Genomic DNA, 12,873 nt, shown 5'->3' with positions numbered 1-12,873 from the left:
AAAGGAAGATATATGGAGCTACAAGAACAGCAAGCACGAGCCATTGTACACGAAATCAATACCGTCCTGCCTCAGAAAATCAACTTGATGAACAAAGAGGGCATCATTATTGCCAGCACCGATCCCGAGCGCGTCCAATCCTTCCACGGCGGTGCAGCCCGCATCATACAGGACAATCTCGACGAACTCCGCATCCACCGCTATGATGAATACCCCGGGGCGCGCCCCGGAACGAATTTCATGCTGCAAGTCGAGGGCGAGCCGATCGGCGTCTTAGGAATCACCGGCGTCTACGAAACCATCCTGCCTCTGGCAAATGTCATCCGGAAGATGACCGAACTCCTTGTGCACGAACAGGAATACCAGAAAGCACAGAGCCATCTGGAATACCAGCAGCAGCTCTTCCTGCGCGAACTCCTGGAACACAGCGAAACATTCCTGTCTAAAGAACAGGTGGAGCGCGCCAGTCTCTTGAACATCGACCTCAGCATACCGCGCCGCATTGTCGTAGCCGATTTCGTGGAGTCGCCCGAGCCGCATCGGGTCACAGACATCGCCTCGCAGCTGAAAATAGAAGCACAGCGCCTGGATGCTGCATGCTGCGTCCTCACCAACAACCAGATGATCGTGTTCCTGACCGGTATGCGCTCAGAGCCGCAGCTCTATGCGTTTGCCGACAAACTGCTGAAGTACGCGCAAGCGCGCGGTGTAGATCTCTGCTTCGGGATGGATTCTCCTGCCGTCGATAATACAAAACTCCGCCAGGCATTCGAGCAGGCACGCAAGGCACTCTGCTCCTGTCACCGAAAGGGCACCGTACACATCAAGGGATACGATGAGATCAATATGGAAATCTTTGCCGACCTCATTCCGCTCGCGGCAAAGCGAGAATATGTCAAAAAGATCTTTCATGGGTATTCGACAATGGAACTGGCTGATGCCATCCATACGCTCGAGTGTTTCTTTGAACACGATGGCTCCATCACGAAGACGGCTGCCGCTCTCTACATCCACAAAAACACTTTGCAGCAGCATCTGAAAAAAATAGCGCTGCGAACCGGATACGACCCGCGATCACTGCGCTCCAGCGCTGTCTTCTATGTCGTCCTTTACTTCTATCAGGACATTCACCTGACGGGCTTTTGCAAAGCATAAGTACTTAAATTATTTGAATAAACTGCTTTTCAATGGTACAAAGTCTATAATTATAGTAAAATACATGGTACCTGTACCATATATACCCACTCTTCCACATGATATACTATAGATGCAATTCATCACTCCATATGCAAGAAACGATTGCATTTTCATCGAAGGGGGTCATCTTATGACAGGCATACCACTTTTAATCACATTTTTCCTGGCAATCGTGCTCATGATCGTCGCGATTTCCAAATGGAAGATCCATCCATTCCTCTCCTTGATGGGGACATCTCTCCTGCTGGCCATCGTCGTAGGCTTGCCTCTCGCGAAAATCCCGGGCATCATCGGTGCTGGTTTTTCCGGAACCTTCGCCAGCATCGGCATCGTCATCATCCTCGGTGCCTTGATTGGGCTCATCCTGGAACGCACCGGCGCCGCCATCCGGCTGGCCGACGTCGTCATTCACTGCGTAGGTGAGCGCCATCCACAGCTGGCCATGATGCTCATGGGCTGGATCGTCTCCATCCCTGTTTTCTGTGACAGCGGCTTTGTCATCCTGAACCCGATACGCAGGGCAATCTGCCGGAAGATCAAGGGAATCAGCCCTGTCGGCATGGCAGTCGCCCTTTCTGGCGGTCTCTACACCGCCCATGTGTTCATCCCTCCGACGCCCGGACCAATTGCGGCGGCCGGATCTTTGGGCATTGCCGACAATCTTGCCGCGGTCATTCTCGTGGGCATAGCAGCTTCAATCCCCGCACTCCTGGCCGTCTACCTCTTCTCCCTCTACATCGCGAAAAAGAACATCCCTGTAACCGAGAGCAGCGAAGAAAATGACGCAGATGAACGAGATTATGATGAACTCGTCAAGAGTTTTGGGCAATTGCCCAGTGCAGCCTCTTCCTTTGCGCCCATCGTAGTCCCGATCCTGCTCATGGCCCTGGGCTCCATCGCTTCCATGGCCGGCATGCAGGGGGCGATTGCAACCGGCATCAAGTTCCTCGGCACACCGATCATCGCTCTGACGGTCGGCCTGTTGTTTGCCGTTTACCTGCTGTGTGTGACCGGCAAGATGAAGGATTTCTACCATGTCACCGACGAGACGATGAAGACCGTCGGCCCCATCCTCTTCATTACGGCAGCCGGCGGTGTGCTCGGCAAAGTAATCACTGCAGCAGGTTTTGTCGAATTCATGAAAGCAAATGCTGATTTCCTCGCCAGCGTCGGCATCTTCTTCCCCTTCCTGATCTCAGCCATCCTCAAGACAGCACAGGGATCTTCTACCGTTGCCATCACGACGACGGCTGGTATCATGGGCATGTTCTCGGATTCCGCATCCATGATGACCGCCCTGGGGCTGAACAGTGAAATGGCTGCACTGCTCACCGTCATGGCAATCGGCGCCGGTGCCATGACCGTCTCCCACGCCAACGACAGTTACTTCTGGGTCGTCACGAATTTCACCGGCATGGATCCACAGGACGGCTACCGTACACAGACGATGATGACCTTGATTGTCGGCATCGTTTCCATGATTGCCATCTTCCTCGCATCACTCGTCCTGCTCTGACAATACACCCATCCATATCTACGATCCACGACATGCTAGAAAGGACATATCATGAACATTGTAATTGCGATTGACTCATTCAAGGGTTGTATTTCCTCTGTCGACTCCGGCAGGCTCCTGAAGCAGGCCATCGAAGATGTCTATCCCGACGATGCCGTCTCCGTATTCCCGCTGGCCGACGGCGGTGAAGGGACGGTAGACGCTATGACACAGGGGCTGAATGGCCGCATTGTCAAGGTGCCTGTCACCGGGCCACTCGGCACGAAAATCGAGAGCCGCTACGGGCTCCTGCCGGACACGAATACGGCTGTCATCGAGATGGCGGATGCCTCGGGGCTTCCCCTTGTGCCGCCTGAAAAGCGCAACCCGCTCCACACGACGACGTACGGGCTCGGCGAGCTCATCCTCGCGGCTATCGACGCGGGTTGCCGCCATTTCATCATCGGCATTGGCGGCAGTGCGACCAACGACTGCGGCCTCGGCATGCTCACGGCACTCGGCTTCCGCTTCCTGAAGGCAGACGGCAGCCGTGCTGGGGTCGCAGGCGGAGACCTCGCCGATGTGGCGCAGATCGACGCGCGGCAGGCCGACTCCCGCCTTCAGGATTGCACATTCGAGATTGCCTGCGACGTCACCAATCCGCTCTGCGGGCCGGAAGGCTGCTCCAATGTCTTCGGACCGCAGAAAGGGGCCACGCGGGAAATCGTCGCACGCATGGACGACGACATCCATCACTTTGCCCAGCTGGCCGAAAAAGCCTGCGGCATCAAGGGACAGGAGATGGCCGGAGCCGGTGCCGCCGGCGGGCTTGGCTTTGCCTTCCACACCTTCCTGCATGGCACACTGACCCCAGGCAGCGAGCTCATCCTCTCGGCCATCGGCATCAAAGAGGCACTCTCCAAGGCCGACCTGCTCGTCACAGGCGAGGGGCGCATGGACAAGCAGACGGCTATGGGCAAGGGCCCGGCCGGTGTCGCCCAGCTGGCAAAATCCTGCCAACCCCATTGCCTCACCGTGGCCCTCTGTGGCTCTGCCGCCCGAGATGCCGAGCGCATCAACCAACATGGGATTGATGCATACTTCCCCATCCTGCACGCCCCCATGACACTGCAGGAAGCCATGGACCGCGCGACGACCGAACAGAATCTCCGCCAAACCGTCCAGCAGGTCATGCACCTCATCCACCAAACAGTCGCATCGCGCGCATGAAAACAGCGCCGCCAAGATGAAACTCACCTTGACGGCGCTGTTTTTTGTCCAATCACAGCCATGCACGGCAGCTGTGCGCTCCATCCCAGGGGACAGACCGATGCAGTCAAACATCAAAATCCGTGACGATCTGGGATCCTGTGCGCTTCTTGGCCAGGTACATGTAGCGGTCGGCACGGGATACGAGTGACTCTATCGTATCCTCTTTGCGGACGGCTGTGATGCCGATCGAGGCACGGCAGACCACCGTCTGACCATCTTCGATCAACTCGCAGTTGTTGGCAATCTTCAAGAAGCGTCTCGCCGCACCCCGGATGTCGTCGAGCGTCTTCAGATGAAGCAGGCCCACGAATTCATCGCCGCCCCAGCGGCAGAACTTATCGGCCTTTCTGCCGTACTTCCGCAAAGCAATGCCGAGCCTGCGCAGGATGTCGTCGCCGACGCTATGGCCATACGTATTGTTGATGTCGTGGAAATTATTGACATCGGTGAAGAGCACGGCAAACGGCTGCCCCGTCCGCCGATAGATCTCCATCGATTCATCGAGACAGACCTCCATGAATTTCCGCCCGGGCAGGCATGTGAGCGGATCCCGCGTCGCCGTCTCATAGATGGCCCGGATGAGTCCCTGATCATAATCCACATCCGTCAGCGGGACAAAGAACGAGATGAGCTTCTCGACCTTGCCATCTGCTCCCTTCAGCGGCGCCAACGTGTTGCGGATCAGGATATCCTTGCCGTTCTTGTGCCGCATGAACATCTCGAGTGACTTGGAGCGGCCCGTCGCACAGGCAATCATGGCCGGACAGTACGCCCCCTCAATGCAATCGCTGTTGGTAAACGAACAGCCCAGCGGCATGTCGACACACCGCTTCCCCTGCATTTCCGCAGCGGAGAAGCCGAGAATATGCTCGGCGGCAGGATTCCAATAGAGGACCGTGCGATCGGGGCGCAGGATATAGCAGCCAATCGGCACTACATCCATCAGCTCCCTCAGGATGCGGTTCTCCTCCGACAAATCGCCCGGATTCCCTCGGAAAGAATCCTTGACCGGCTCGAAGCGCTCCAGTTCCTCTCGGCAGCGGTCCTGCTCCTCAGGCGGAATGCGCAGCACCTGCATCGCCTTTACCAAGGACCAGCCCGTACTCTCCATGAGGTGTTTCAGGTCTGCTCTTGCCCTGTCGTGAAGTCCATCGCGGTAGATCTCCTCGCTCAATTTGCACATCGTGCCTACCCTGCCTTTCTATTGTCCCCACACTCAATACTGTTCCAGGAAAGTGTGCTCCTCGCCTGCCTGCTTGTACTTCAGGACGGTGTCGAGATTGACATTCTCGAGCGCATGGAAGATATTGCCGGGGACCTGGCTGTTCGTCGCGGCAAGCCTTGCGATGAGCTTCTTGACCTCGAGACGCTTGGAGTCCGTCGTGCCGTCCGTGTGGCAGGTCGAGCACGTCTCGGTGAACTTGCAGGCGCACTGGATGAAGTAGAGGCCATTGTCGTCGCGCCAGCGCTTGATATCCGCCTCGTGGACATAGTAGAGCGGGCGGATGAGCTCCATGCCGGGGCAGCTCGTGCTCTTGACCTTCGGCATCATCGTGCGGACGGCGCCGGAGTAGAGCATGCTCATGAGATTCGTCTCGATCACATCGTCGAAGTGATGGCCGAGCGCGATCTTGTTGCAGCCGAGCTCGCGGGCCTTGCGGTAGAGGTAGCCGCGGCGCATCTTGGCACAGAGGTAGCACGGCGACTCCTCCACATGGAAGACCGACTCGAAGATGTCCGTCGAGAAGAACGTCAGCGGCACATGGAGGAGCTTCGCATTCTCCTCGATGATGCGGCGGTTCATCTCGTTGTAGCCGGGATCCATGCAGAGAAAGACGAGCTCGAACGGGAACTTGTTGTGGCGCTTGAGCTCCTGGAAGAGCTTCGCCATGAGCATCGAGTCCTTGCCGCCCGAGATGCAGATGGCGATCTTGTCGCCGGGGCGCACGAGGTCGAATTTGCAGACGGCTTCGACGAACTTCGTGGAAATCTTATGCTTGAACTTCTTGCGCAGCGAGCCCTCAATGCGCTTGAGGCGCTCTTCATCCTCGGCCGCCTCAGCCGTCTCGCGCTCCAGCTTCCGCTGCAGCCAGAGCGCATAGCCGCCCTGCAGCGAAACGGCGGTATATCCCTGCTGCCGGAGATTCTGCGCGAGGCCCAGGCTGATTTTTCCCCACATGCAGATGCAGACAATGAGCTTGTCCTCGGGCAGATCGTATCCGCCCTGCTGCAGTTCCAGAGGGTTGAGGTTATGAGCCCCCGGCAGAGAGCCGCGCTCAAAGGCCACTTCATCGCGGATGTCGACGAGCTCGACCTCATTCTCAGGCAGCGCGGCCAATTCTTCCACAGTGATTTCCTGTTTCGTCTTCCAAGCATCAATAAAAGCGGTCATATCCATACATTCTTCCTTTTCGTTTCGCGATTGCACAATCCTGTGCCGTATCTTTCATTGTACCACAATGGGCCACCAAATAGCCAGGCCAAGCCATGCCTTCCCCGGAGACGTAAAAGCCCTGAGCAGGGCTCAACCTGCATAGTGGCGGATGATGCGCGTGACAGCGGTGAGATAGGCGCGGCCGAAGAGGTACAGATGGTTGAGCAGATGGTACAGATTGTACAGGTCGCGCCGCTCCGAATAGTCCGGTGCCAATGGTGCCGCCTCTTGATACGCATCGTAGAACGCTGGCTCAAATCCGCCGAAGAGCTGCGTCATCGCGATGTCGAATTCGCGATTGCCGACCGCCGCGGCCGGATCGATCAGCACAGCCTCGCCGTCCGAGCCGAGCATGACATTGCCGCACCAAAGATCGCCGTGCAGCAGGGACGGATACGCGGGTTCCTCCAGATACGCCTCGAGATGATCCAGCAGATAGCGCGCCCGGCGGCGGTCTTCCGGCGTGAAGTACTGCTGCGTGAGCTCCAGGCGCGGCAGGAGGCGCTGCGACCGGAAGAATTCCACCCAGCTGTCATGGACCCGGTTCTTCTGCCGGATTGAGCCGCTGTAATTATTCTCGTAAAAGCCGAAGCGCCTGCCCTTCGTCCAGGCAGATGTGTCCGCCCGATGCATCGCGGCGAGCATGTGGCCGAGATTCTGCCAATAGTCGCGCCGCGGCCTGGACGGACGCACGTACGTCATGAGCAGAAAGGACTTGCCGTCTCCATTCCGGCCAAATGCCAGTACCTCCGGCGTCCTGGCCCCCGCCTCGCGCATCGCCTTCAGGCCGTCCGCTTCCACCGCAAAGAAATCATCCGCCACATCCTCATGGCACTTCATAAAGAGATCACGCCCATCCTGCAGCACCAGATGATACGCCTCATTGATATCGCCGCCCGAGACAGGTGACTGCGCTACAATCCTCGCCTCCGCGCCAAACAGCCGCTTCAGGCACGTTTCCAGATCTTCCTGCATAACGATTCATCCTTTCCTGCATGCTTCATCCAAACAGATATATCCTTCGCGACAAGCCCGCGTGATTCCTGCATACAAAAAGCCCCACCAGCTGATGCCGGTGGGACTTGTATGTTCGTGTAAAGCGAGTGATTAACGCTTCGAGAACTGGATAACGCCGAAAAGCCCTTATTTATAAGGATTCAACAGTCTCTTTGTATATTGTGCGTATAGTTTATCGCAACAAGCACAGTGCGATGGACGTTACTAGGATTCCAGATGATTGACAACGCAAAAATTACCACAGCACAATTTTGTTACCACATGCAAACGAATCTGTCGAACTTGTACGCAAGTCTCAGTCAAATAGTTTGATTGATTGGTATCCATCAATATACAACGCTCTCGCCATCGGCTGGCATATCGTAATTCACGACGCCACGAGAGGCCAGTCGGCCGCGCATCGCATGACGAGTGATGGATGCATGAGCAACATTGTCCATATGCGTGATATAGAGTCTGGCATCAGGAGCTGCAAGCGACACATTCCAGACATCTTCATCCCCCATGATCAAACGGCCATTCTCGAGAGTCTCCGCTGCACAGGCATTGAGGGCGATCACTTCTGGTCGGAATTTCTCAATGGTTGCAGCGACTTCCTCATACCAGATGGTATCGCCAGCAAGATAGAATGTCTTTTCGTCTTTTGCTTCAAAGAGGACGCCCATGGCATTCCCGCAGGGGATATAGGTGCCGTGGAGAGCGGGAACCTGACGGATGATGGCATCTCCTATTTTCATCCATTCTTTCGGAAGGATGGTGATATCCTGAAATCCAGATTTCTTCAGGACAACCGCATCTTCTTCGTTCTGGCAGAGAATGGGTACGGCCTTATCGAGTGGGGCGCCTACAGTACCGTCGGCGAAAGAAATGTCAATGTGGTCCGGATGGAGGTGCGTGACGATGACGCAGTCGACATCTTTCAGGATTTCTTCTGTAGACATGGGAAGGTCATAGAACGGCATCGGCAGATGCTCCTTCACCTGGTCAGGGATATGGTAGGGATGCCCGGGCACGTCGGCGACAGTGAACATGTGGCTCGGGGAAAGCCAGGGATCGATGAGAAACGTCTTACCGGCATATACCAGACGGTTAGTCGCGTTGCGGATCTGTGTGATTTTCATAGTATGCAAAACCTCCTCGTTCTTTATATGCCTCATTATAGCGGAGTCATGACACAGGGAAAAGAAGATAAAGGGATGATTGAAGCAACTATATAGTTGCGCTATAATGAGCACAGGAGGTGCGCTATGAATCAGAAACAGCTTCAGTATTTCGTAACCGTCTATCAGACACAGAACATAAAGACAGCCGCAGACAGGCTATTTGTCTCAAGGCAAGGCGTGAGCAAGGTAATCCGTCTACTTGAGGAAGAGCTGGGGCAGCCGCTTTTTGTACGCAGCATAAAAGGAGTCATGCCAACAGACTACGCAACAATCCTGCTGCCTCATGCAAAACGTCTCCTAGAGGAATACGACGCCATACGCGGCCTCCACACGCTCGCGGCGCAGTCAAAAAGTGTGGTCACCATTCATGCACTCGACCATGTGCTCGCCTATCTCGGTGCGCCCCTGATCAACGACTTCCATGAGGCGTATCCTTCCATCATTCTCAGCATCGTAGATACGACAGATGCCATGGCTCTAGCCGCATTGACGGCGCAGCAATGCAACTTTGCCATCGTAACGGGGCCGCTGGACGAGACGCGTTTTGAAGGAATCCCCCTCTTTTTCAGCAATTACAGTGTACGGATGCACAAATCACATCCTCTGGCGAAAAAACCGTTTCTGACCTATGACGACCTGGACGGTCAGACCATCATCAGCAAGGGCCGTGCCTATGACTGCTTCCGCCACAATATCGACCAGCACATCCTCGTGCCCGGCCGACAGATCCACATCCTTGCGGAAACGGCTGATGAAAACATCATCCGCGCGCTTCTCCTTGAAAACAAGGCCATCAACATCGGCTACGACTATGCGGATGCCCTATACCCACATCCAGATATCGTGAGCCGAAGACTGAAAGCAGAAAATGGCGGGCAGATAATCTATCTCGTAGCAAACCTGCAGGTCCGCACGACAAAGGCAAGCCGCCTTTTCCGTGACTTTCTTTTAGAGTGGATACATAAAAAAAATCTCACCAGCTGATGCTGATGGAATCTTGTGTGCTCGTGTAAAGCGAGTGATCAACGCTTCGAGAACTGGATGACGCTGAAAAGCCCTTATTTTGATGCGCAGCATCTCGATCAGGCTGTCCTGGGTCTTGCGATTGCCGAGGTACAGCATGACGACATTCAAGAGATTGTACTGCCACTGCTCCGCGCGATACTACAATACCTTTACAAGCTCGTCATTACTCCTACGCTGCGCGTGCTGAGGGGCAGCCTTTGCTCCTGCCGCGGCATAACCAATAGGCAACAACAGCAAAGGCACCTCATTCAGTTCCAGCTGGAAGGCATCCGCCGTCTTCGTCACCGGGAAAAAGTTCACCCAGCAGGAGCCGATGCCGAGATCCCAAGCCTCCAGCATCATGTGGGTAGCCACGATGCTCGCATCCTGTTCACCAGCGCGAATGCTGTGCTCAAACGGGTTGACCCATTCCTCATCCTTGCGCACCGTCACCATCAGCACGACCGGCGCGTTGAACGCGCAGCGAGTCAGCCCCCGGATCTTCTCCAGTGCTTCCGCGCTCTGCAGCACATACACCCGATAAGGCTGGTAGTTATGCCCCGTCGGAGCAATGCGCCCGGCTTCCAGGATAGCATCCAACTTTTCCTTCTCAATGGGCTTGTCGCTGAATTTCCGTACCGAATATCTAGACTTAGCCAAATCCATAAATGCCATGTTCATCAACCTCTTATTCATTATCTATCCTAACTTAGTTTCACTCAATCATCAAGTCTTATCTGTCGATCATAGTTTTCGATCCAGTCCTGACTTCTATGGTCGAATGTCCGAATATCGATATGGTCGCCATAAATATACAGCGAATTCGTCCAGATATGTTTTCTGTCCATATCGCTATTGTGTATATTCATAATCCGCAAGCCATACATATTGATTTCTGGAGCCGCAAAGCTGTCATTTGTAGCCGGTGTATGCGTATGTCCCGAAATCCAGAGACGCACTTGCGGATTGGACATGAGCAAATCATGCAGCTCATTGACCGGCTGAGCCACGGTCCGATTCTTGTTCACCGAGTTGTTATAGTTCAGCAACGTCCCCATGAGTGGTCCATGGAAGAATATCAGCGTAGGCTGCGGGTGCTCTGCCAAATCATTCTTTAGCCAGGCGAACTGTTCAGCACCTATCTGCGTAGGCAATGGCCCCTCTGTCGCTAGGAATATCAGATGACATCCGCCAAGATCAAGACTGTAATAGGGTTTCGAAAGCTGCCAGAACTCGCAGAAATGCTGCAACTTGCGCCGCCTGGATTCGGCATCACCCTTCACGAGCTTACCGTTCTCATTCGGTTCATCCTCATATAGGATCTCATGATTGCCATCGATGACGTACAGTGGCACCTTGACACCTGAAAAATACTGACGAATGAAATCATACTCACTCGGGATACTGTAGCGGGCCACGATATCACCCACAACTGCTATGCCATCGACATCCGGCCAGGAATTTATATCGGCTATGGCGCGCAGTTTAGCCGCTACGATAGCCTGACGCTTCGCTTTGTCCGGATGCTTCTCCACGCGCACCGGCAGATGTGGGTCACCGAGCACAACGAGGCGTTTATAGGCACGCTCGCTCCCCCACACTGGCGTCCAAGATTGCCATGGCCACAGATACAAGGCTCCAGCTCCCAATAGTGCTCGTTTTATGAATGTACGCCTGTTCATCATGCATCTATCCATCTCCCCCACAAGTGATAAGACAGTAGTTTACCACTAACCAGCTACTTCATCATCCCACGCAATGTCTGCGAAGCCTCCAACTTTTATCTATCAATTATACCATACCGTCTTTTAGACGCACAACCACAGCTGTGAAAAGCTGCGACTCTTGCAGGATAAAGTTTTTTGTGTTATGTTGGCGATATAGTGTACGATTTGGAGTGATATAAAATGAATAAAAGCCAGCTACATGGTAAGCTAGGACAGTCTGGCAAAGGCTTACGGGGAGCACTAGCAGGCATGCTCGGAGCAATGTTGCTGTGTATTCCTGTGCCAGCATTGGCCTGTACACTTTATGCTGCGCAGGGAACGGCTGTAGCAGACGGCGGTACGATAGCAGCAAAGAACCGCGACTGGCGGCCGCAGGAACAGTCACTGCATCTAGCAGAACCGCGCCAGCCAGGCGGTTATCGTTATTATGGTCTCTATGGTGGTCCGTTCGAGCGTCATCAGCTGCGTGGCGGTGTCAATGAGGCAGGACTCGTGGCCTATTCGGCGGCAGTCAGCTCGGTGACGAAGAAGCAGAAGGCCGCAGCTGCCGAAGCTCATCCGCCGGTCCAAGGAACACTGCGCAAGGTGCTGGAGCGCTATGCAACGGTCAAGGAGGCGGTGCATCATCCGGAACTATTCCGAGGCGTGCGGTTCGTCATGCTGGCTGACCGCAGTGAGGTCGCCTGGATAGAGGGCGGGCTGAACGGAGAAGTGCGCATAGAGAGGCGTCAGAACGGCGTCTTGGCCCATACGAACCATTATCTGAGCACCGATCTGGCGGCGCAAAATGAGAAGTATTATGAGAGCAGCCATAAACGCTATGACCGGGTCATGGAACTGCTGCAGACTCAAAAACAGTATACGCTCGCTGATTTCATTCGCATCGGCGAGGATCAGACCGCCGGTCCGGTCAATTCGCTATGGCGTACAGGCGATGAGACGAGCCATACACAGACAGTGGCTCAAATGGTAGTCTGGCTGCGTCCGGACGGAGATTTCACGGTCTATGTGAAATACCGGGCCGCAGCTGACGCTGCCGGACATGAGCAGACGGTCCGACTCACGAAACAGGAGATATTCGACAATATCACACCCCAATAAAATAAAATTTCACCACAGTCAGTGCTTTTTGATGAGCCGTCTGTAATGCGCTTCCTTATTGGGTGGAATCTTCAATACGCGCATTGCTTCATTCAAGGACCATCCTGTATTCTCCATGAGGTTTTTTAAATGGCTCTGTCACAACAAATGGTTGATTTTTGACGAGAAATATCGTATAATAATAGTAAGAAACAGTACCACCGAAGGAGGTAATTGGATATGCCTACTATCAAAGACGCATTAGATATTATCGGTAAGTTGACTGTCGCAGAGCAGGAAAGCCTTAAAACAATGCTTTTAAGTCCTGCCTTTGTAAAGTCTTTGAATATTGAAGATTTCGTAGCAAAGGAACGCTTTGCAAATGGTCGTGTATGCCCTCTTTGTGGCTGTATCCATGTGGTTCGCAATGGTCATCGTAAAGATGGCACACAGCGATATGTATGTAAGGATTGTGGCAAGTCC

Annotated in this window: 12 protein-coding genes; 6 read left to right on the top strand and 6 right to left on the bottom strand. The window is 54.3% G+C overall.

What is annotated here, in order from left to right; genetic code table 11:
• Positions 1-12: 12 nt before the first annotated feature.
• The 3 genes from T518_RS06840 (at position 13) to T518_RS06830 (ending at position 3,922) form a co-directional block, all read left to right on the top strand.
• The gene (locus tag T518_RS06840) at positions 13-1,155 is read left to right on the top strand and encodes a CdaR family transcriptional regulator (RefSeq protein WP_072003586.1); all 1,143 of its coding nucleotides are present in this window, start codon (positions 13-15) and stop codon (positions 1,153-1,155) included.
• 172 nt (positions 1,156-1,327) lie between these two features.
• Complete coding sequence (locus T518_RS06835; RefSeq protein WP_036377335.1) at positions 1,328-2,713, top strand: GntP family permease; 1,386 nt, start codon at positions 1,328-1,330, stop codon at positions 2,711-2,713.
• Between the two features lie 51 nt (positions 2,714-2,764).
• Positions 2,765-3,922, top strand: coding sequence for a glycerate kinase family protein (locus tag T518_RS06830; RefSeq protein WP_036377333.1), 1,158 nt, complete (start codon positions 2,765-2,767; stop codon positions 3,920-3,922).
• A 106-nt stretch (positions 3,923-4,028) separates the two neighbouring features.
• Here the strand turns inward: T518_RS06830 and T518_RS06825 are convergent, their stop codons facing one another.
• The 4 genes from T518_RS06825 to T518_RS06810 form a co-directional block, all read right to left on the bottom strand.
• The gene (locus T518_RS06825; protein ID WP_036377330.1) at positions 4,029-5,147 is read right to left on the bottom strand and encodes a sensor domain-containing diguanylate cyclase; all 1,119 of its coding nucleotides are present in this window, start codon (positions 5,145-5,147) and stop codon (positions 4,029-4,031) included.
• 33 nt (positions 5,148-5,180) lie between these two features.
• On the bottom strand, positions 5,181-6,356 hold the full coding sequence (locus T518_RS06820) for a PP-loop family protein (RefSeq protein ID WP_051652236.1): 1,176 nt from the start codon (positions 6,354-6,356) through the stop codon (positions 5,181-5,183).
• A 132-nt stretch (positions 6,357-6,488) separates the two neighbouring features.
• Positions 6,489-7,373 carry a fructosamine kinase family protein gene (locus tag T518_RS06815; RefSeq protein WP_036377329.1) on the bottom strand — a complete coding sequence of 295 codons (885 nt, stop codon included), beginning with the start codon at positions 7,371-7,373 and terminating at the stop codon, positions 6,489-6,491.
• A gap of 368 nt (positions 7,374-7,741) precedes the next feature.
• Complete coding sequence (locus tag T518_RS06810; RefSeq protein ID WP_036377326.1) at positions 7,742-8,536, bottom strand: MBL fold metallo-hydrolase; 795 nt, start codon at positions 8,534-8,536, stop codon at positions 7,742-7,744.
• A gap of 126 nt (positions 8,537-8,662) precedes the next feature.
• Between T518_RS06810 and T518_RS06805 the strand changes: the two genes are divergently transcribed.
• Positions 8,663-9,562 (top strand): LysR family transcriptional regulator, encoded by a 900-nt coding sequence (locus tag T518_RS06805; RefSeq protein WP_036377323.1) that lies wholly within the window; start codon positions 8,663-8,665, stop codon positions 9,560-9,562.
• A gap of 180 nt (positions 9,563-9,742) precedes the next feature.
• On the opposite strand, the gene T518_RS06800 is transcribed toward T518_RS06805, so the two are convergent.
• Both T518_RS06800 and T518_RS06795 read right to left on the bottom strand, forming a co-directional pair.
• A complete protein-coding gene (locus T518_RS06800) occupies positions 9,743-10,258 on the bottom strand; it encodes a nitroreductase family protein (RefSeq protein WP_036377436.1) in 516 nt (171 codons plus the stop codon).
• A 44-nt stretch (positions 10,259-10,302) separates the two neighbouring features.
• On the bottom strand, positions 10,303-11,268 hold the full coding sequence (locus tag T518_RS06795) for a metallophosphoesterase family protein (protein ID WP_036377320.1): 966 nt from the start codon (positions 11,266-11,268) through the stop codon (positions 10,303-10,305).
• Between the two features lie 291 nt (positions 11,269-11,559).
• Here T518_RS06795 and T518_RS06790 point away from each other — a divergent pair, with 291 nt between their 5' ends.
• On the top strand, positions 11,560-12,411 hold the full coding sequence (locus T518_RS06790) for a C45 family autoproteolytic acyltransferase/hydrolase (protein ID WP_162177216.1): 852 nt from the start codon (positions 11,560-11,562) through the stop codon (positions 12,409-12,411).
• A 219-nt stretch (positions 12,412-12,630) separates the two neighbouring features.
• Positions 12,631-12,873, top strand: a 243-nt coding sequence (locus tag T518_RS11620; RefSeq protein ID WP_162177214.1) for a transposase-like zinc-binding domain-containing protein, incomplete at its 3' end; no start/stop codon positions are given.

The organism is Mitsuokella jalaludinii DSM 13811 (assembly GCF_000702905.1).
Lineage (GTDB): Bacteria > Bacillota > Negativicutes > Selenomonadales > Selenomonadaceae > Mitsuokella > Mitsuokella jalaludinii.
This window is presented reverse-complemented; position numbering and strand designations above follow the sequence as displayed.